Origin of the sequence: Aquabacterium sp., from assembly GCF_029946005.1 — a bacterium.
Lineage (GTDB): Bacteria > Pseudomonadota > Gammaproteobacteria > Burkholderiales > Burkholderiaceae_C > Aquabacterium.
The window spans coordinates 50,640-70,252 of sequence record NZ_JAQSDR010000040.1 but is presented as its reverse complement, the minus strand read 5'-3'; the positions used below and the strand labels follow the sequence as shown (position 1 = coordinate 70,252).

Here is a 19,613-nt window from a genome sequence, read left to right as displayed (position 1 = left end):
GGACAAGGGCTCAGCTTTGGCTGGGCCCTTGTTGTTGGGGCATCGGCTTTTTTAATCCGTGGCTGGTGGAAAAGACAGGCGCTCAAAGCCCTGAGCGCTGAGGCGCAGCACTTCACCGCGTGGATGGGCGCCGTCAAGGTCCCAGTCGCTCAAGACGTGGCGGGTGCCGCCATGCATGCCAAAGGGGGCGCTTTCGGGTCGGTGCGTGTGGCCATGGAGCAGCACGGGCGTGTGAGCGGCCTGCATCCATGAGCCTGCAGCGGCCTCATCGACGTCTGCCCAGTTGTCAGGCGTTTGCTGATGCTGATGGGCCGCGCTGGCTTCGCGCATCTGGCGGGCCACCATGAGGCGATCTGCCAGCGGCTTGGCCAGGAAGGCGTCCCGCCAGGCGGGTTGTCGAACCTGAGCCCTGAAACGAAGGTAGGCCTGGTCGGCCAGGCACAAGGCATCACCGTGGGTGAGCAGCGCTTGCTGGCCAAAGGCATTCAGGATGGTCGGATCGGCCAAGGCGTGCGCGTGGCAGGCGTCCACCATGTCTTGGCCCAGTAGAAAGTCGCGGTTGCCAACCATCAAGCCGAGGTGCAAGCGCTTGCCGGCCTCGGCCAGGAAGGCGGTGCAATCGGCCTCAAAGTCGGCATGGCGCATGTCATCGCCCACCCAGGCTTCGAACAAGTCGCCCAGGATCAGGACAGCATCGGCGGGGGTGCCCCGCAGGTAGCGGGCCAGCGCCAAGGCAGTGCGGGGCAGGCCGACATGCAGGTGCAGGTCAGACACAAAATCAATGCACCGCCACGAGGGCGGTGCATTGAGCGTGTCGGCGGCAGGAAAGGGGAGGGTGTCCCCAATCACAACATCACACTTCCGTGGCTTGGGTGATGAGCACGTTTTCAACGGGCACATCATCGTGGCCACCGCTGCGGCCGGTCTTGACCTTTTCCATCTGGTCGACGATCTCGGTGCCAGCGACGACCTTGCCGAAGACCGCGTAACCCCAACCACTGGCGGTTTCCGACTTGAAGTTCAGGAAATCGTTGTTGGTGGTGTTGATGAAGAACTGAGCGCTGGCCGAATGCGGCGCGCTGGTGCGGGCCATGGCCACGGTGTAGTGGTCGTTCTTGAGGCCGTTGTTGGCTTCGTTCTGGATGGTGTCGGTGGTGGGCTTTTGCTTGAGGCCAGGCTCGAAGCCGCCGCCTTGCACCATGAAGCCCTTGATCACGCGGTGAAAGATCGTGCCGTTGTAGTGGCCGGCGCGAACGTAGTTCAGGAAGTTTTCGACGGTGGCGGGCGCTTTGGCGTCGTCCAGTTCAAGGCGGATCACGCCTGCCGTGGTTTGCAGTTCAACGGTTTTGGTCATGTCATTTCTCCAGGGTAGCTTGTTTGATCACGATGGGTTTGAGGGGCACATCGCCGTGTGGGCCCTTCTGGCCGGTTTCCACCATCCGGATCTTGTCGACCACGTCCATGCCTTGCACGACTTTGCCAAACACGGCGTAGCCGTTGCCATCGGGGGATTGGGCCGAGTCAAGGAAGTTATTGTCCTTGACGTTGATGAAAAACTGCGCGGTGGCCGAGTCGGGAATGCTGGTACGGGCCATGGCGAGGGTGCCCCGCACGTTGCTCAGGCCGTTGCGGCTTTCCAATGGAATGGGCGCGCGCGTGGTTTTCTCTTTCATGTCAGGGGTCATGCCGCCGCCCTGGATCATGAAGGTCTTGATCACGCGGTGGAACACGGTGCCGTTGTAGTGGCCTGATTTCACGTACTGAACGAAGTTCTCCACCGTTTTAGGCGCCTTGGCGGCGTCCAGCTGAACGACGATGTCGCCCTCGCTGGTGGACAGTTTCACCGTTTGCGCCAGGGCAGAGCCCATGGCCACAGCGCTGAGCGCCGCAGCCATCAGGCCAACATTGATGAGTTTGGGCAGGTAGGTCATCCGATCACTCCTTCATAGAATATTTTCCAAAGGCCGCCTTCTTTACCCCAGTATTGACGTTTGACGACGCCAGTGCGTTGACCGTCGGACACTTCTCCGAAGGTCACCACCAGGATATCGCTCTTGTCACGCCAGCCCAGGATGGCCAAGTCTTTGAGTTGCAAGGACTTGCCACGCTGGCTCACCACTTCTTTTTCCAGCCATTGTCGCCACTGATTGAAATCGCGGGTGCCGTTGGAAAACTGGCTGGAATAAAAGGACATCAACCGGGTCAGGTCACCGCTGGCTCGCGCCACTCGCCAGCCCTCGATGAGGTTGCGCATGTTGCGCCGCTCATGTTCGGCGGATTTGGGGTGCACCCAGGTCAGGCTTTTGGCAATGACCACCGGGGTGGTGCGCGGTTGCACGCTTTCCAGAATGCTTTTCAGCTCTGGGTTGGCCAGGGCCACGCAGCCGTCGGTGCTGTTGGGGCTGCGGGCGTAGCTGTCGCTGGGCACGCCATGCAGCCAGATGCCCGATCCGGTCCGGCCCTGGCGGCGGTCGTACTCGTTGGGATAGTTCAGAGGCAAGGCGCCCACACCATAGAAATCGGTGAGCTGTTTGCCATCCAGGCGGCTGGTGATGTAGTACACGCCCAAAGGCGTGCGCTGGTCGCCCTGTGCGGCCTTCTCGGCGCCAAGGCGCCCGATGGACGCGTAGTGGTCTGCCACCACGCGCAGGCCGTTAGGCCCATTTTCAAACAGGTAAAGGCGCGATCGGCTGGCATCGACCGCGATGGCATGACGTGTACTGGGTGGAATCTCGATGAACTGGGCAGGCAGCGCGTCAGCAGGGGGGCGCTCGCGGAGCGAGACGAGCCGACGCTCGGCTTCCGTGCGCAGTTGTTCAATCCGCTGGGGCGCCCGTTCAGTCAGGTCGGAGGGGGCGCTGCCCATGGCTTTCAGGGGAGCAGTTTGGGACAGCAGCAGATCACCGTACACCATCTGTGCCAACTGGAAATTGGGCACGTCTTCGACCAGCGTCTCCGCCTTTTTCAGGGCCACTTTGCCTTGTCCAGCGCCGATCAGGCGGTAGATTTCAAGCAGGCGAGCCTCCGCAGGTTGGTTTTGCTGCGCTGGTTTGACGGCATGGACAGGCCCAGCACCGACCAAGCTCAGGCCCATGGCGCTCGCCAGCAACATGCATTTGAACAGCATGGACAACCGCCGACCCGCCGCGCTGTGCGGCGGTCGGCCCAAATGACCAATCATCACGAACCGGTGCTTTCCTTCACGATCACCCATTCACCACCCGTGCGGACCAACTCAACGCGCTTGCCGCTGCTGATGTCCAGGCTGTCGGCTTTGTAGTCCTGGCGGAAACGAGCGGTGGCCTTGTTGCCATTGATGGAGACATTGATCCTGGAGAGCTTGACCGAAATGTTGCGCTTGCCTTGGATGCGCTCGCGGCGCTCCTGTTCCCAGGCCTTACGCGACTTGCCGCCATTGAAATCGCGGCTGTAAGCGGCGAAGTAGGCATTGAGGTCTTTCTTGCTCCAGGCTGATGCCCACGCTTGCAGGGCCGATTCGACCTCGCGTTCCGCCGCCTCAGCCTTGGCTTCCACAGGCGCCGGTGCGGGCGGCGTGGGCTTGGTGGCGGAGGTGGGTGCTGGCGCAGGAGCGGGCTTGGTGGTGGGGGCCGGGGTTGGCAAGGGCACGGGTGCCGGTGCTGGCGTGGTGGTGGGTGTGTTGCTGTTGGTCAAACCAGCGACGGCCGTGCCACCACGTTCTTTGGGGAACAAGTCGCGGATCATCGCCAGCTTGGGGGCCACGGCCGAGCGGGTGTCGATTTGCAGTGCCTTGGAGTAAGCCTGGCTGGCCAGCTTGGCGTAAACATCGCCCAGGTTTTCGTAGGCGGTGGCGTAGCTGGGATTGGTCCGGATGGCCATTTCCAGCGCATTGCGCGATTTGTCGTACTGGCCTTGCTGGGCGTAAAGCACCGCGAGGTTGTTGAACGGCTCGGGCAGCTCTGGATAGTCTTCCGTCAGCTTGGTGAACGCGGTGATGGACTCAGGGATGCGGCCGGCCTGCGACAGACTGATGGCCCGCAAGAAACGCATCATGGGGTCGCGTGGGCGGGCGGCCAGGAACTGGTCGGCGCGCTGCAAGGCTTCGGTGTTTTTGCCGGCCGACAGCAATTTTTGAACATCGCCGACTTCGTCTGCACGAACCGCGACGGCGGTCATGGACAGGGCGGCAATGGCCAGGCACTTGGCGGCCATGGCCGTGAAGCGGATTCCAAACTTAGGCGCAACAGCTTGCATGAGTGGTATTTATCCGATGGGTTTGTGTTGATGGTGTCGGGCACACAAAGCGGCTAGAAAAAAGCCTGCCATTTTTCGAGGATACCAGCCGACCACCGACCGCAAAAGTGTCTGTCATCCTTGGGCGTGGGCGGGCCGCTATACTCATTGGATTGTATCTGAGCGTTGCAAGTTTGATGGGGCCCGTGCATGCCCCGCCCACTTGTTGCTTTGCCGCAAGTGCCGCATGACCCGTGTCGCCCGACACCGGATGCGGCCTTGGGCGCTTGACCAGAATTTGTCTCCAATGAGCTTGCGTATTTTCAACAGCCTGTCGCGGCAGGTCGAGTCGTTTGTCCCCATGGTTCCTGGCCAGGTCGGCTTGTACGTGTGTGGCATGACCATTTATGACTTATGTCACGTGGGCCATGCCCGCATGATGATGTCGTTCGATGTGGTGCAACGTTGGCTACGGGCCTCGGGCTTGTCGGTCACCTACGTGCGCAACATCACCGACATCGACGACAAAATCATTCGGCGGGCGGTGGAGCGCGGCATCACGATCCGCCAGTTGACCCAAGAGATGACGCTGGCCATGCACCAGGACATCGCCGCCCTGGGCATTGAGCCGCCCACGCACGAGCCGCGTGCGACCGAGTATGTGCCGCAAATGCTCGCCATGATTGGCAAGTTGCAGGCCAATGGCCTGGCTTATCAGGCCATCAATGGCGACGTGAACTACGCCGTGCGCAAGTTTGAGGGTTACGGCAAGCTGTCGGGTAAATCGGTGGACCAACTGCGCGCCGGCGAGCGCGAGCTGAACGGGGCTGGCAACCGGGCCGCCGATGGCAAGCTTGATCCGCTGGATTTCGTGCTCTGGAAGGCCGCCAAGCCCGACGAGCCTCAGGATGCCAAATACGATTCAAGCTATGGCGCTGGCCGCCCTGGTTGGCACATCGAGTGCTCGGCCATGGCCTGCTCGCTGCTGGGTGAGCAATTCGACATCCATGGCGGCGGGCTGGATTTGCAGTTCCCCCATCATGAGAATGAAATCGCCCAGAGCGAAGGGGCCAGTGGCAAGCGCTTTGTCAATTACTGGATGCACAACGGCTTCCTGAACGTAGACAACGAGAAGATGTCCAAGTCGCTGGGCAACTTCTTCACCATCCGCGACGTGCTCAAGAGCTACGACGGCGAGACGGTGCGTTTTTTCATGCTGCGCACGCACTACCGCAGTCCCTTCAATTACAGCGATGCTGGCCTGGACGACGCCCGCAACGGCCTGCGCCGCCTGTACACCGCATTAGGCACCGTGGCCGATGTGCCCTCAAGGGACATCGATTGGACTCATCCTCAGGCCGCTCGCTTCAAAGCGGCCATGGACGAAGACTTCACCACGCCCATCGCGGTGGCGGTGTTGTTCGACCTGGCGGCCGAAGTGAATCGCTCGGGCTCCGCAGAGGCCGCGTCCTTGCTCAAGGCTTTGGCGGGTGTTCTGGGCTTGCTGCAACAGTCTCCTCAGGCTTACATGCAGGGGGGCGGCGAGTCGGGTGGTCTGGAGGCCTCCGCGATCGAGGCTTTGATCGAAGCCCGCACTGCGGCCAAGAAAGCGCGAAACTTTGCCGAATCCGACCGCATCCGAGACGAGCTGGCTCAGCAAGGCATTGTGTTGAAAGACAGCCCGCAAGGCACGACGTGGGTAAAAGCCTGATGCCGTCTTCAGCCTCTTTCTCGGCGGCCGATGCCGACGCCGCGCCGCTGCCCGCTGCACTGGTGACGCCGCATTATTGGGATGAAGCGTGCAAGCACCTGTCCAAGCGTGACCGGGTCATGCGCAAACTGGTGGCCGACTATGGGCAAGGTCGCCTGTACAGCCGCCGCGATGCGTTCACTACCCTGGCACGCTCGATCGTGGGCCAGCAGATTTCGCCCAAATCGGCGCAGTCAGTCTGGGACCGGCTGCTGACCTTGATGGGGCAGCAGCCGCCTGAGTCTCGTGCACCCCTGTCGGTTCAAGCGGTCTTGGTGATGGGCGTTGACCAGCTCCGCACAGCGGGTTTGTCAGTGCGCAAAGCCGAATATCTGCAAGACCTGGCGAAGCATTTTGCCGAAGGCCGTGTCCATGTGAACCACTGGGAGCGCATGGAGGACGAGACCATCATCGAGGAGCTGGTGGACATCCGTGGCATTGGCCGCTGGACCGCCGAGATGTTCCTGATTTTTCACCTGATGCGGCCCAATGTGCTGCCGCTGGACGACACGGTATTGATCAAGGCGATCAGCGAGAGTTATTTCAGTGGTGAACCCGTGTCACGTGCCGAAGCGCGTGACATTGCGGAAGCCTGGGCCCCCTATCGCACAGTGGGAACGTGGTATCTGTGGCGCAGCCTTGACCCGCTGCCCTCGGCATCATAAAAACCTGCTGCGCGTGACTGAGGACAACTTGCCATGAGCAAACGACATTTCCTGGAATTCGAGCAACCCATCGCGGAGCTTGAAAGCAAGATTGAAGAGCTGCGCTACGTGCAAAGCGAATCGGCCGTGGACATCTCGGAAGAGATCGACCGGCTGAGCAAGAAGAGCCTGCAGCTGACCAAGGATGTGTACTCCAGCCTGTCGCCCTGGCAGGTGACGCAGATTGCACGCCATCCCCAGCGGCCCTACACGCTGGATTACGTGAACGAGTTGTTCACGGATTTCCAGGAGCTGCACGGTGACCGCCATTACGCGGACGATTTGTCCATCGTGGGTGGGCTGGCACGTTTCAACGGCCAGGCCTGCATGGTGCTGGGCCACCAAAAAGGCCGGGACACCAAAGAGCGCGCGATGCGCAACTTTGGCATGTCGCGCCCTGAGGGCTACCGCAAGGCCTTGCGCCTGATGAAGGTGGCCGAGAAATTCAGCCTGCCAGTGTTCACCTTCGTGGACACGCCCGGTGCCTATCCCGGCATTGGCGCCGAAGAGCGCAACCAGTCAGAAGCGATCGGACGCAACATCTTTGAAATGGCGCGCCTGGAAGTGCCCATCATCACCACCATCATTGGCGAGGGTGGGTCTGGTGGCGCGCTGGCCATCAGCGTGGCCGATCAGGTGCTGATGCTGCAGTATTCGGTGTACTCCGTGATCTCGCCGGAGGGCTGCGCCTCCATCTTGTGGAAGACGGCGGACCGCGCTGAAGAGGCGGCTGAGGCCCTGGGCATCACGGCGCACCGCCTGAAGGCCTTGGGGCTGGTGGACAAGATCGTCAGCGAGCCGGTGGGTGGCGCGCACCGTGACCACAAACAAGCAGCGGCCAACCTCAAGCGTGGCTTGAACGATGCCATGCGCCAACTCAGCGACCTGAAGGTCAAAGAGCTGTTGCAGCAACGCTATGACCGCCTGCAAAGTTACGGCCGCTACAACGACACCAAAGAGCATTGAGCCCCATGAACGCGGTGGGTGAGTGCGCCTGCATTGGCGTGGCCTACAGCGGAGGTCGTGATTCCACCGCCTTGCTGCACGCCACAGCCGTGGCCGCGCTGGAACAGCCGGGCTTGCGCGTCGTCGCGTTGCATGTCCACCATGGCTTGAGTGCCCAAGCTGACCAGTGGCTGGCGCATGCCCAGGCGCAGTGCGAGGCTTGGGCCGGGCAAGGTCTTCCGGTCAGTCTGGTCTGGCGTCGGCTCAACCTGAATCAAAATCCGGGTGACAGCGTGGAGGCCCTGGCCCGCGACGGACGCTACCGGGCCCTGACCGAGATGGCTCAAGAAGCCGGGGCCGATACCGTGCTGCTCGCCCACCATCGGCGCGATCAAGCCGAAACCTTTTTGCTGCAAGCCCTGCGTGGGGCGGGCATCGCGGGTTTGTCGGCGATGCCTTCAAGCGCCGACCGCCATGGCATCCGTTGGGAGCGACCCTGGCTGTCTCAGCCTCGACGCGCCATTGAGTCTTATGTGGCCCACCACGGCCTGGCGCACGTGGAAGACGACAGCAACGCCGATCCTCGTTTCGCCCGCAACCGCGTGAGGCTCACCGTCTGGCCTGCCTTGGAATCGGCCTTTGAGCAGGCCGAGGTGTCGCTGGCCCAGTCGGCTTCCAGGGCTGCTGACGCCCTTGTGTGTTTGCAAGATTGGTTGGCGCAGTCCTTGGCTGATTTGCTGGTGCCGGACCAGGCGGAGGCCTTGAGTGCGCCCGCGCTGCTGGCTTTGCCGCTGCCGCATCAGCGGGAACTGCTTCGGCACTGGTTCACCACCCGGACCGATCGGCACCTGCCAGCCAGCGCCGTGGTGCGGCTGACGCAAGAGTTGCCGTCGCTGGTGGACACCGGCCGCTCCATCCAGTGGCGGGCGGGGGCTTTTGATGTTTGCCTGTACCGGGGGGGGTTGGTCTGCCGCCCGGCTGCGCTGGCCAAGCATTCATCCAATGATGCCTCTACCCGCGTGCTGTTGAGCGTTGATGGGCCAGGTCGCCATGCCTTGCCCGAGTGGGGGGGCGAGTTGGTGGTGTCGGTGGTGGACAGTGGCGGGATGGCTTTGTCCAGACTGGCGCAGGTGGAGATCCGCTCGCGGGAGGGCGGCGAGGATTTTCAGCTTGGCCCCAACCGCCCCTCGCGTGCTTTGCGCAAGCAGTTTCAAGCGCAAGCGGTGCCCGAATGGGAGCGCGCAGGGCCGCTGGTGTTTGCGCAAGGGCAACTGGTATTTGTGCGAGGCCTGGGAGTAGATGCCCGTGCTTTGGCTGCTCCGGGCGAGCCCCAGGTCACCCTGATTTGGGTGCCCAATCTGACAATTTAACGTGTCTCGATCATGGGAAGTGGGGCGGCATTGGTTGAACGGGCTAAAATCGAAGGCTCGACCAAGTAATCGTTACCCTTCAACTTCATCCTGACATGGCACTGATCGTTCACAAATACGGCGGCACGTCGATGGGCTCCACGGAGCGCATCCGCAACGTGGCCAAGCGCGTGGCCAAGTGGGTTCGGGCTGGCCATCAACTGGTGGTCGTGCCCTCGGCCATGAGCGGCGACACCAACCGCCTGCTCGGCCTGGCCAAGGAAATCTCCGACCGCGCCAGCCCCCGCGAACTCGACATGATCGCCTCCACGGGCGAACAGGTGTCCGTGGGCTTGCTGGCCATCGCACTGCAGGCTGAAGGCCTGGAGTCGGTCAGCTACGCCGGCTGGCAAGTGCCCATCAAAACCGATTCGTCTTTCAGCAAGGCCCGCATCGAAAGCATCGACGACGTGCGCGTGCGGGCTGACCTGGCGGCGGGTAAAGTGGTGGTTATCACCGGTTTCCAGGGTATGGATCCCAACGGGCACATCACCACGCTGGGTCGCGGTGGTTCGGACACCTCGGCCGTGGCGATTGCCGCCGCCATGAAGGCCGACGAGTGCCTGATCTACACCGATGTGGATGGTGTCTACACCACCGACCCGCGCGTGGTGCCCGAGGCGCGCCGCCTGAACAGCATCAGCTTTGAAGAGATGTTGGAGATGGCCAGCCTGGGCTCCAAGGTGCTGCAGATCCGTTCGGTGGAATTCGCCGGCAAATACCGTGTGCCCCTGCGCGTGCTGTCCAGCTTCACGCCCTGGGACATTGACCTCGATGTGGAAGCCGCATCGGGCACCTTGATCAGTTTTGAGGAAGACGAAAAAATGGAACAAGCCGTTGTCTCTGGCATCGCCTTCAACCGCGACGAAGCCAAAATCACCGTGGTCGGCGTGCCCGACACCCCCGGCATTGCCTACCAGATCCTGGGCAAGGTGGCCGAGGCCAACATCGACGTGGACGTGATCATTCAGAACGTGTCGCACGATGGCAAGACCGACTTCTCATTCACGGTGCACCGCAATGATTACGCGCGAACCATGGAATTGCTGCAAACCAATGTGGTGCCCGCACTTGGCGCGCTGCAGGTGGTGGGTGATGCCAAGATTTGCAAGGTCAGCATCGTGGGCATTGGCATGCGCAGCCACGTGGGTATCGCCGCAACGATGTTCCGCTGCCTGGCTGAAGAAAGCATCAACATCCAGATGATCACCACCAGCGAGATCAAGACCTCGGTGGTGATTGATGAGAAGTACATGGAGTTGGCGGTGCGGGCCTTGCACAAGGCTTTTGGGCTAGAGGAAGCGCGCGCTGCTTGAATTGAAAGTGCCGTTGTTTTGACGGCAGAGCAAGGGTTGGCGCCGTTTTGACGGCTATAATGCTAGCTGTGCTGGAGATGTGGCCGAGTGGTCGAAGGTACTCCCCTGCTAAGGGAGCATACGCCAAAAGCGTATCGAGGGTTCGAATCCCTCCATCTCCGCCAAAAACAGAATGCCCCCTGTTAGCTTGCTCTCAGGGGGTTTTTCTTTGGCGCATCGTGTGACTCACTGCAATGCTACGTGAAGCGCCGAGCATATTTCAGAGACTGCCAGCAAGGCAGTGCAGATCGAACAAACCCAGATCAGCAGCGCCACTCTCTGCTCCGCACGGTTCATGGGCACGCGGGTCTTCACCCGGGTGATCTGAATCCGGTCGAGGGCATTTTGCAGTGGCTGGGGCTGTAAGCGCCGTTCGCGTTGACTGTTCAAAGCAGGTCTCCCGGGGCCAAGCGAGATGCATGCTTTGTGCCAGCGATTCGGCGCCCCGGCCGGTCATGGCCGAGCCCGAACGATCAGGCGATGGCTTCCATCGGTCCAAAAAACTCGTACCGCAGTCGGTTGGATTGCACGCCGAGGTCTCGGCCGATCTGGTAGATGGCCTGCATGAAGGGCTTTGGGCCGATGAAGTACACGTCCACGTCCCGGTCGGCCGGCAAGTGTTGGCCCAGCAGATCCTGGTTCACTCTGCCAACGGTGTGCGGCAACTCGGTGTCGCGCGGTTGCTCGTAGACATAGGTGGCACTGACGTTGGCATGCTGGGCTGCCAGCTCTTCCACCCGGTCGCGGAAGGCATGCACGCCGCCGTGGCGGGCCGCATGAATGAAGTGGATGGGACGGCCGGAGGCGGCACTGGCTTCCAGCATGCTCATGGCGGGCGTGATGCCCACGCCACCGGTGACGAGCACCAGCGGCCGTGTCGCTCCGTCCAGCACAAAGTCACCGGCGGGGGCCTGCACCCGCAGTTCCTGGCCAACTTGCACGTCATCGTGCAGCCAGTTGGACGCCAGCCCACCAGCTTCGCGCTTGACGCTGATGCGCAGCCACGGCTTGCCTGGCGCGTCAGACAGCGAATAGTTGCGTCGCAGTTCCTGCCCGTTCACATTGAGCACCAACGTCAGGTACTGGCCCGGTTGGAAGGCAGGCAACGGCCCACCATCGCTGGGCTCCAGGTAGAAGGAGGTGATCAGGTCGCTCTCGGGCTCCTTGCGTGCGACCTTGAAGGCGCGCGTGCCACGCCATCCGCCTGACTTGGCGGCGTTGTCTTGGTAAACCTGTTCTTCGGCGGCGATCAGGATGTTGGCCAAGGCCGTGTAGGCCTCACCCCAGGCGGCAATGATGTCGTCAGTGGCCGCATCGCCCAGGACTTCCTTGATGGCGCGCAGCAGGCATTGGCCCACGATGGGGTAGTGCTGGGCCTCGACGCCCAGGGACACGTGCTTCTGAATGATGCGCGGCAAGGCGCCCGCCAGGGCTTCCAAGCGATCGATGTTGGCGGCATAGGCCAGCACGGCGCCGGCCAGTGCACGGGCTTGCGTGCCGTGGGCTTGGTGGGCCTCGTTGAAGAAGGCCTTGAGTTCGGGGTGCTCACGCAGCATCAACTGATAAAAGTGCGTGGTGATGGCTTCGCCATGTTGCTGAAGCACGGGCACGGTGGCCTTGATGAGGGCAATGGTCTGGGCTGAAAACACGGATGGGCTCCTGAGGTGCTTGGTTGAATGTCTGAAAGGTTCAATCCAATTACCGTGCCAGGCCTATGCCGCTCGCAAGTGCTTGATCTCAAACGTAATTGGTATCTTGTTGTTAAAATGACAGCATGAGAGTTGTTGTCTTAATGACGTTAGTGTTGTCGAATTGACCAATCAAAACTCGGAGCCCCCTTATCGGCGCCTTCTGGCAGCGGCACGGAGCCTGGTCCAGTGCGATGCGGCAGCCTTGCTTCGCTTGGAAGGCGATGCATTGGTGCCGGTGGCCATTGATGGCTTGAGCGAAGACACCTTGGGCCGACGCTTCGCCGTGGCGCAGCATCCCAGGTTGGCGCAATTGCTTTCAAGCGGGCAGGGCCTGCGTTTTCCATCCGATTGCCATCTGCCCGACCCCTACGATGGGCTGGTGGCAGGCCACCCGGACATCCTGCCAGTGCACGACTGCATGGGCGCGCCTGTGGTGTTAGACGGTCGCGTGTGGGGGCTGATCACGCTGGACGCCTTGACCCCTGGGGCGCTGGCCAATGTGTCGCCTGAACAGCTGCGAGCCTTGACCGCCCTGTTTGAAGACAGCATCGAAAAGCAGAACACCATGGGGGCGCTGGCCGAGCGCGCTGAACGCGAGCAAGCCGTGTCGCGGGCCTTGCTGCAAACTGGTCAACAGCCCCGGCGCTTGCTGGGCCACAGCCCGCCCTTGCAGCAGCTGCTGGGCGAAATCAACATCGTCGCGTCTTCAGATCTGACCGTGCTGATTCTGGGTGAGACCGGTGTGGGCAAGGAGTTGGTGGCGCAGCAATTGCACGCCCAATCGGCGCGGCGGGATCGCCCACTGATTCAGCTCAACTGCGCGGCCCTGCCCGAGAACCTGGCCGACAGCGAGTTGTTCGGGCACAAGCGGGGCGCATTCACCGGCGCTGTGCAGGACCGGGTGGGCAAGTTCGAACTGGCCGATGGCGGCACCCTGTTTCTAGACGAGGTGGGCGAGTTGTCGCCGTCTGTGCAGGCCAAATTGTTGCGCGTGCTGCAAAGTGGGGAGTTGCAGCGGCCGGGCAGCGACAAGGCGTTGCGGGTGGACGTGAGGGTGGTGGCCGCGACCAACCGCGATCTGAAGCAGGAGGTGGCGCAAGGACGTTTTCGGGCTGATCTGTACCACCGCTTGTCCGTGTATCCCTTGTTGGTGCCGCCATTGCGCGAGCGTGGCCGCGATGTGCTGACCTTGGCCGGCGGTTTTCTGGAGGAAAACCAGCACCGCTTGGGTGCGCGAAACCTGCGCTTGTCGCCGCAGGCCAAGGCGGCGCTGCTGGCCTATGACTGGCCTGGCAATGTTCGAGAGTTGGAGCATCTGATCAATCGGGCCGCGCTGCGTGCCTTGTCCGAGCAAGGGCGGGCCGCGAGGTGGGTGGCCATCGAGCCGGCTCACCTTGACTTGGGCGAGTCGGGCCGTAATTTCACGCCGCCGATGGCGTCAGGTGCCGAAGCTCTACCGCCTTTGGAGATGGTTGACGGGGAGGGGCTGCGTGCTGCCACGGACGCTTTTCAGCGTCGGTGGATCGAAGCGGTTTTGACCAAGCATGACGGCGCCATGGCCGCCGCCGCGCGCGAAGCGGGCATGGATCGCAGCAATTTTCACCGTCTGGCCGTGCGGTTGGGGATGGGTCAGCGTGGGGAGCGGCCGTAGGTGATGGATTGCACCACCCCGGACCTGAAGCGCACCGTGGCCATGAGGTTGCCATCGCCCCGGTCGTAAAGCCATTCCTCGACTTGCTGACATGGGATGACCACGCTGGCAAAGGGTTGGGGCACGGGCATCAGCGAGGGGGCGTAGTAGACAGGCGCGCAGAAGCTGTCGGTGAGCACAGGCTGGCCGCATTTGTACAAAACGGACATGCGGGAATCGCCTTCGGCGGCGATGTTGCCGTTGCAGCGCAGTGACTCTGCGTTGGCGGACGCGCCCTGCAGGGCCGCGATGGTGGTCGCGATCAGAGCAAGGTGATGGTGGGCACGTCGTTCACGCATGGTCCGCAGAATACCTTTTTTCACTTGGCCCTGCGGATGGCCTGGCGTGGGCGCATCATTTGCTGATGAAGATCCAACCTGAGGACCACAACATGCCACTTTCATCTGCCGACATGGGCCACCTTCGTAAAGCCAAGGCGCTGCTTGAAAACCCAGGCTTGGTGGCCAGGATCAGTGATGTGCTGGGCACGCCGCTTGAAAAAGGTTTCGGCATGCTGCCCAAAAAGTGGGGCGCGATGGTCAACGAGGCTGCCAGCAAGGCCATTGCCAAGGCCATGGACGTGGCCTTGAGCACCATGAACAGCTTGCCATCCAACCATTCGTCCAACGGTTGGCACAAGCTGGCGGTGGGGGCCAGTGGCGCTGTTGGTGGCGCGTTTGGCCTGTCCACCTTGCTGATTGAATTGCCGGTGTCGACGACGATCATGTTGCGCTCAATCGCCGATGTGGCTCGCAGTGAAGGCGAAGATCTGAGCACGCCCGAGTCTCAGCTGGAGTGCGTGCAGGTGTTGGCACTGGGTGGCCGATCTCACCAAGACGATGCGGCCGAGACCGGCTACTTTGCCGCCCGCGCGGCCATGGCCCAGGCGGTGTCTGAGGCTGCCCGGCAGGTGGCGCAAAAAGGCCTGGTCCAGCGCAAGGGGACGGCGATGGTTCAGCTCATCGCACAGGTGGCGTCGCGCTTTTCAGTGAACGTGTCTGAGAAAGTGATGGCGCAGGCCGTGCCCATCGTGGGGGCTGTGGGTGGCGCGGTGATCAACACCTTGTTCATGGAGCACTTTCAGTGCATGGCGCGGGGGCATTTCATCGTGCGGCGGCTGGAGCGAGTGCACGGTGTGGAAGAGGTGAGGGTGGCGTACGTCGGCATCACGGTGAGCGGGACGGATCCACATCGTTGAGCGCGGGGTGAGCGCGCAGCCGCGCCACCGCGAAGTCGATGAAAGCGCGCACCTTGGCGGCGGCATGCCGGCCCTCAGGGTGCACCAGGTGCACAGGCACGGGGGCTGGCTCGTAAGCCGCCAGCACGATGCGCAGATGGCCTGAGGCCACATGCTCGGCCACCTGGTAGGAGATGGCCCGCGCCAGCCCATGGCCGGCCCGTGCGGCCAGGATGCCGACCTCGCTGCCGTTGACCGTGCATTGCACCCGGGGTGAGGGCGCGGGGCGCAGTTCGCGCTTGGGATCATCTGGGCGGGCGAATTGCCAGGGCGTGAAGGGCCCGCCGGAGGTCGAGATGCCAATGGCGTCGTGCTGGCCCAGCTCGTCGGGTGTCAGAGGCTCGCCATGCTGGGCCAGGTAATCGGGCGAGGCGACCACCACACGCCGCACGGTGCCCACTTTGACCGCGCTCAGGGACGAGTCGGGCAGGTGCGCGATGCGCAAGGCCACGTCCATGCCTTCGTCGATCAGGTGCACCACGCGGTCCACGAAAAAGGCTTTGGCCTGCACACGCGGGTGCGCCTTGAGGAAGTCCAGCATCAGCGGCGCGATGTGGATGCGGCCGAACAGCACTGGCGCCGTCACCGTGAGGTAGCCCTGCGGTTCGACGTGCGCACCGCTGGCCACGGCATCGGCCTCGTTCAGTTGGCCCAGGATGCGGCGGCATTCGGCCACGTAGCGCTCGCCGGCCTCGCTCAGGCGCAGGCTGCGGGTGGTCCGGTGCAGCAGGCGCGCGCCGAGGTGGGCCTCCAGGGCGGCCACGGCGCGGGTGACGGCCGCGGGTGAGCATTTCAGCCAACGGGCAGCGCCGGCGAAGCTCTGGGCATCGGCCACGGCGACGAACACCCGCATTGATTCAAGTTGGTCCATGGCTTCATTGTTGCGTAATTTGCAACGATGATTTTCTGCACATGAGGATTCACAGCAATCCCTGGTGGGAATAAGGTGAGGTCACTGTTCAACCAAGGAGCCTCCACCATGTCCATTCGATTGCACGACTTTGCCTTGTCCGGGCACGCCCACCGGGTGCGCCTGTTCCTGTCACTGCTGGGTTTGCCCTTCGAGACGGTGCCGGTCAACATGCTCAAAGGCGAGCACAAAAGCGAGCCATTCCTGGCCCTGAACGCATTTGGCCAGGTGCCGGTGCTGGAGGATGGCGACGTGATCCTGTCCGACAGCAATGCCATCAACATCTACCTGGCGTTGAAGCACGACCCGTCGCGGCAGTGGTGGCCCGAGTCGCCAGTGCAGATCGCGCGGGTGCAGCGTTGGCTGAGCGTGGCGGCAGGGCAGCTGGCGCAAGGCGCGGCCCGCGCGCGCTGGATCTGCCTGACTGGCGGCACGCCCGACCAAACGGTGATCGACACGGCGGTGCAATTGCTGCGCGTGATGGACCAGCATCTGTCTGGTCAGCGTTTCCTGGCCTCGGAGCAGCACCCCACCGTGGCCGACATCGCCCTTTACAGCTACACGGTGCGCGCGCCGGAAGGCGGTATGTCGCTGGAGGCATACCCGCACGTGCGGCGCTGGTTGTCCGAGTTGGAATCCTTGCCAGGTTTCGTGCCCATGCCGTCAACCCAGCCCTTCAAGAAGCCGACATGAACGCCAGCCCTTCGCCCTTTCATGCTGGCGAGCGGGCCATGCAAAGCCTGGTGGGTGTTCGCGATGTGATGGAAGCGCGTGGACGCCAGGTCATCCGGGACCACATGCCCGACCAGCACCGCGATTTCTTCGCGGCCTTGCCCTTCGTCGTGATCGGGGCGCTGGACGCGCAGGGGCATCCGTGGGCCACTGTGATGGCAGGCCCGCCGGGGTTCATGGATTCGCCCGATCCGCAGGTGCTGCGTTTGAATGCCGAGTTGCTGGCCGACGATCCTCTGGCGCCGAGTTGGCACGCTGGGGCGCCCCTGGGTTTGCTGGGCATCCAGCCGCACACCCGCCGGCGCAATCGGATGAATGGGGTGTTGACCCAGGTGGGCGAGGCGGGGGCCTTGGTGGCGGTGCGGCAGAGCTTTGGCAATTGCCCCAAGTACATCCAGCCGCGCCGCGCGGTGTGGATGGGTGGAGATGGCTGGCCCAAGGAGGCCCCTCAGGTGCATGCAGAAGGCCTCGACCTGTCGCCGCAGGCCATGGCCATTATTCAAAAGGCCGATACCTTTTTCATCGCCTCGGCTTCGCTGCACGCGGGCGGCAGCGACATGGCCAGCAGTGAAGGGGTGGATGTGTCGCACCGAGGTGGGCCGCCGGGCTTCGTCAAGGTGCGCGAAGAAGCCGAGGGCACCTGCTTGACCGTGCCCGACTACACCGGCAACTTCATGTTCAACACCCTGGGTAACATCGTGAGCAATCCCAAGGTGGGCCTGTTGTTCATCGACTTTGCCAGTGGCGCGCTGTTGTGGTTGCAAGGGTGGGCCCATGTCGATCACGACAGCCCGGAACAGGCCGAGCACAAGGGTGCACTGCGCCTGCTGCGCATCCGCATCACGCAAGGGCGCCTGCATGAACGTGGGTGGCCGCTGGCCTGGGAGGAAGGCGGCTGAATGCGCTTGAGGCCGCCATCGCGGCCTCAAGCACCCAGTCCACGCGCCCGCGCCAGCAGCAACTCGCGTTCACGCGCATTGCCCGCCATCTCCGCCGCGCGTTCAAACTCAGTGCGGGCCTCTTCAATCCGGCCCAGTTTGGCCAGCAGGTCGCCGCGCACGCTGGGCAGCCACTGGTAGTTTTTCAGCGAGGGGGATTCGCGCAGGTCGTCCACCATCTGCAGCCCCGCGGCCGACCCAAAGGCCATGCCCACGGCCACCGCGCGGTTCAATGCCACGACCGGCGAGGGCAGGACCTGGGCCAGCGCATCGTACAAAGCCGCGATGCGGGGCCAGTCGGTTTCATCGCCGGTGCACGCCCGGCTATGGCAAGCGGCAATCGAGGCCTGCAAGGTGTAGGCACCCAGGGGTTGGGGCAAGGACACGGCCAAGGCTTCGGCGCGTCCCAGGGCCGTCAAGCCACGGCGAATCAACAAATGGTCCCAACGGGCGCGGTCTTGAGCCAGCAGCAGCACCGGTTTGCCAAGGGCATCTACCCGCGCCGCAGAACGCGAGGCCTGCAGTTCCATCAGTGCGATCAGCCCATGCGCCTCGGGTTCGCCAGGTGCCAGTTCGGCCAGCATGCGCCCCAGGCGCAAGGCCTCATCGCACAAAGCTGGGCGCATCCAGTCTTCGCCACTGGTGGCGGTGTAGCCCTCATTGAAGATCAGGTAGACCACTTCCAGCACCGATGCCAGGCGCTGCCCCAACGCTTCGCCGCGCGGCACCTCAAAGGGCACCTTGGCCGCAGTGAGCGTGCGTTTGGCCCGCACGATGCGTTGCGCGATCGTGGTCTCTGAAGCTAGGAAAGCGCGGGCGATCTCCTCGGTGGTCAGCCCGCCCAGCAGCTTCAAGGTCAAGGCCGCACGCGCCTCGGTCGACAGCAGAGGGTGGCAGGCCGTGAAGATCAGCCGCAGCAGGTCGTCGCCGATTTCATCGGCCCGGGCGGCGTCCAGCGCGTCCACAAAGTCAGGCACGATCAGGGCCTCCTGTGCTTCCAGGTCGTGGCCAAGCTCTCGCAGCTTGCCCTCGATCATCTTGGCGCGCCGCAGGCGGTCCAGCGCGCGGTTTTTGGCGGTGGTCATCAGCCAGGCGCCGGGCTTGTCGGGCACCCCGGTTGACGGCCACAGCTCCAGAGCCGTGAGGAGCGCGTCGTGTGCCAACTCCTCGGCCAGCCCGATGTCGCGCACCATGCGCGCCACGCCGCCGATGATCTTGGTCGACTCGATGCGCCAAATCGCCTCGATCGCGCGGTGCGTGGCCGACGTCGTCATCAGAACTTGGCCGGGGCGGTGCTCATGTCCATGTGCAAGTCTTCGACGCCATGTTCGTGCATGAAGCCATGGTCCTTGGCTTCCTTGAAAACCGTGCCTTCGGCGGCAATCGCCTTGGCCACCATCGCATCGACCGCTGGCTCGTTCGTGAACTGCTGGTTAAAACTGAATCCGAGGCTGCTGAAGAACGCTTTGGTCTTGTCCAGGTCCTTGACGGCCAGGTTGATGAATATCTGGGGGCTCATGGTGTTTTCTCCGCTTTGTCAAATCGATTCAGGTCTCGTAGCAGGGCGCGAGCGCCCGCACTTCGACGGTGCACCATTCGGCCGCCGGGCATTCTTTGGCAATGGCGATGGCTTCGTCGCGGGTCTGACAATCCAGCAAAAAAAAGCCGCCGATCATTTCTTTGGCCTCGGCAAACGGGCCGTCCACCACCCGGCTGGTACCTCCGCGCACTTCAACGCGCGCCGCATTGTGCTGGGATTTCAAGGACTCGCTGGACAGCAACAAACCACGCTCCTTCAGGTTGGCTCCAAAGCGAACCATGCTGGCGTAGGCCTCGCGGCCTTCGGCTTCGGTGCGAGAGAGCCTTTGATCAACGGGCTCGACAACCAGCAACATATAAGGCATCTTGTGTCCTGAAGGGTGGTTTGAATTGAAGCGAAATTTTGGGGAAATGATATCGCCCAACTTTTTGTCAGGCCTTGGCTTGACGGTCACCCCGAATGGTTTGACAAGGAAGTGCAATCACGCCAAAAGCGTTTGG

The 19,613-nt window shown here is 62.7% G+C and carries 20 protein-coding genes and 1 tRNA gene; 10 read left to right on the top strand and 11 right to left on the bottom strand.

The window, feature by feature from the left end; all coding sequences use genetic code 11:
• Positions 1 to 51: 51 nt before the first annotated feature.
• Genes PSV38_RS19715 through PSV38_RS19695 form a run of 5 tightly spaced genes read right to left on the bottom strand, consistent with a single transcriptional unit; the run spans position 52 to position 4,233 of the window.
• Complete coding sequence (locus tag PSV38_RS19715; protein WP_300550547.1) at positions 52 to 849, bottom strand: UDP-2,3-diacylglucosamine diphosphatase; 798 nt, start codon at positions 847 to 849, stop codon at positions 52 to 54.
• 4 nt (positions 850 to 853) lie between these two features.
• Positions 854 to 1,354, bottom strand: a complete 501-nt coding sequence (locus PSV38_RS19710) for a peptidylprolyl isomerase (protein WP_300550545.1) — start codon at positions 1,352 to 1,354, stop codon at positions 854 to 856.
• A gap of 1 nt (position 1,355) precedes the next feature.
• Entirely contained in the window at positions 1,356 to 1,895 is a 540-nt protein-coding gene (locus PSV38_RS19705) for a peptidylprolyl isomerase (protein ID WP_300550638.1), read from the bottom strand.
• A gap of 32 nt (positions 1,896 to 1,927) precedes the next feature.
• Positions 1,928 to 3,181, bottom strand: coding sequence for a L,D-transpeptidase family protein (locus tag PSV38_RS19700; protein ID WP_300550543.1), 1,254 nt, complete (start codon positions 3,179 to 3,181; stop codon positions 1,928 to 1,930).
• Entirely contained in the window at positions 3,181 to 4,233 is a 1,053-nt protein-coding gene (locus tag PSV38_RS19695; protein WP_300550541.1) for a tetratricopeptide repeat protein, read from the bottom strand. Before PSV38_RS19695 ends, PSV38_RS19700 begins: the two co-directional genes overlap by 1 nt.
• A 286-nt stretch (positions 4,234 to 4,519) precedes the next feature.
• Here PSV38_RS19695 and cysS point away from each other — a divergent pair, with 286 nt between their 5' ends.
• The 6 genes from cysS to PSV38_RS19665 all read left to right on the top strand — a co-directional run bounded on the left by cysS (position 4,520) and on the right by PSV38_RS19665 (position 10,500).
• Positions 4,520 to 5,923: a cysteine--tRNA ligase gene (gene cysS, locus PSV38_RS19690; RefSeq protein WP_300550539.1), complete on the top strand. Its 1,404-nt coding sequence runs from the start codon at positions 4,520 to 4,522 to the stop codon at positions 5,921 to 5,923.
• Positions 5,923 to 6,627 carry a DNA-3-methyladenine glycosylase gene (locus tag PSV38_RS19685; protein ID WP_300550537.1) on the top strand — a complete coding sequence of 235 codons (705 nt, stop codon included), beginning with the start codon at positions 5,923 to 5,925 and terminating at the stop codon, positions 6,625 to 6,627. The genes cysS and PSV38_RS19685 overlap by 1 nt, the downstream gene beginning before the upstream one ends.
• 33 nt (positions 6,628 to 6,660) lie before the next feature.
• Positions 6,661 to 7,632 carry an acetyl-CoA carboxylase carboxyltransferase subunit alpha gene (locus PSV38_RS19680; RefSeq protein WP_300550535.1) on the top strand — a complete coding sequence of 324 codons (972 nt, stop codon included), beginning with the start codon at positions 6,661 to 6,663 and terminating at the stop codon, positions 7,630 to 7,632.
• A 5-nt stretch (positions 7,633 to 7,637) separates the two neighbouring features.
• A complete protein-coding gene (tilS, locus tag PSV38_RS19675; protein WP_300550533.1) occupies positions 7,638 to 8,981 on the top strand; it encodes a tRNA lysidine(34) synthetase TilS in 1,344 nt (447 codons plus the stop codon).
• Positions 8,982 to 9,076: 95 nt separating this feature from the next.
• Positions 9,077 to 10,336, top strand: coding sequence for an aspartate kinase (locus tag PSV38_RS19670; protein WP_300550531.1), 1,260 nt, complete (start codon positions 9,077 to 9,079; stop codon positions 10,334 to 10,336).
• Positions 10,337 to 10,409: 73 nt separating this feature from the next.
• Positions 10,410 to 10,500, top strand: a tRNA-Ser gene (locus PSV38_RS19665).
• Between the two features lie 348 nt (positions 10,501 to 10,848).
• Here PSV38_RS19665 and hmpA read toward each other — a convergent pair.
• Complete coding sequence (gene hmpA, locus PSV38_RS19660) at positions 10,849 to 12,024, bottom strand: NO-inducible flavohemoprotein (RefSeq protein ID WP_300550529.1); 1,176 nt, start codon at positions 12,022 to 12,024, stop codon at positions 10,849 to 10,851.
• Positions 12,025 to 12,187: 163 nt separating this feature from the next.
• Here hmpA and norR point away from each other — a divergent pair, with 163 nt between their 5' ends.
• Positions 12,188 to 13,717 (top strand): nitric oxide reductase transcriptional regulator NorR, encoded by a 1,530-nt coding sequence (gene norR, locus PSV38_RS19655; protein WP_300550527.1) that lies wholly within the window; start codon positions 12,188 to 12,190, stop codon positions 13,715 to 13,717.
• Here norR and PSV38_RS19650 read toward each other — a convergent pair.
• Positions 13,696 to 14,055 carry a DUF2845 domain-containing protein gene (locus tag PSV38_RS19650; protein ID WP_300550525.1) on the bottom strand — a complete coding sequence of 120 codons (360 nt, stop codon included), beginning with the start codon at positions 14,053 to 14,055 and terminating at the stop codon, positions 13,696 to 13,698. The two genes, norR and PSV38_RS19650, sit on opposite strands and share 22 nt — an antisense overlap.
• Before the next feature lie 92 nt (positions 14,056 to 14,147).
• On the opposite strand from PSV38_RS19650, the gene PSV38_RS19645 reads away from it, so the two are divergent.
• Positions 14,148 to 14,954 carry an EcsC family protein gene (locus tag PSV38_RS19645; protein WP_300550523.1) on the top strand — a complete coding sequence of 269 codons (807 nt, stop codon included), beginning with the start codon at positions 14,148 to 14,150 and terminating at the stop codon, positions 14,952 to 14,954.
• Here PSV38_RS19645 and PSV38_RS19640 read toward each other — a convergent pair.
• Positions 14,923 to 15,864 carry a LysR family transcriptional regulator gene (locus PSV38_RS19640; RefSeq protein ID WP_300550521.1) on the bottom strand — a complete coding sequence of 314 codons (942 nt, stop codon included), beginning with the start codon at positions 15,862 to 15,864 and terminating at the stop codon, positions 14,923 to 14,925. The two genes, PSV38_RS19645 and PSV38_RS19640, sit on opposite strands and share 32 nt — an antisense overlap.
• 108 nt (positions 15,865 to 15,972) lie before the next feature.
• Here PSV38_RS19640 and PSV38_RS19635 point away from each other — a divergent pair, with 108 nt between their 5' ends.
• Positions 15,973 to 16,596: a glutathione S-transferase family protein gene (locus tag PSV38_RS19635; protein WP_300550519.1), complete on the top strand. Its 624-nt coding sequence runs from the start codon at positions 15,973 to 15,975 to the stop codon at positions 16,594 to 16,596.
• Positions 16,593 to 17,534, top strand: a complete 942-nt coding sequence (locus tag PSV38_RS19630; RefSeq protein WP_300550517.1) for a pyridoxamine 5'-phosphate oxidase family protein — start codon at positions 16,593 to 16,595, stop codon at positions 17,532 to 17,534. The genes PSV38_RS19635 and PSV38_RS19630 overlap by 4 nt, the downstream gene beginning before the upstream one ends.
• A gap of 26 nt (positions 17,535 to 17,560) precedes the next feature.
• On the opposite strand, the gene PSV38_RS19625 is transcribed toward PSV38_RS19630, so the two are convergent.
• From PSV38_RS19625 to PSV38_RS19615, 3 genes are read right to left on the bottom strand one after another with little or no spacing between them, the layout of a single operon-like run.
• Positions 17,561 to 18,847, bottom strand: coding sequence for an RNA polymerase sigma factor (locus tag PSV38_RS19625; RefSeq protein ID WP_300550515.1), 1,287 nt, complete (start codon positions 18,845 to 18,847; stop codon positions 17,561 to 17,563).
• On the bottom strand, positions 18,847 to 19,092 hold the full coding sequence (locus tag PSV38_RS19620) for a hypothetical protein (protein ID WP_300550513.1): 246 nt from the start codon (positions 19,090 to 19,092) through the stop codon (positions 18,847 to 18,849). The genes PSV38_RS19625 and PSV38_RS19620 overlap by 1 nt, the downstream gene beginning before the upstream one ends.
• Before the next feature lie 28 nt (positions 19,093 to 19,120).
• On the bottom strand, positions 19,121 to 19,477 hold the full coding sequence (locus tag PSV38_RS19615) for a YciI family protein (protein ID WP_300550511.1): 357 nt from the start codon (positions 19,475 to 19,477) through the stop codon (positions 19,121 to 19,123).
• Positions 19,478 to 19,613 lie beyond the last annotated feature (136 nt).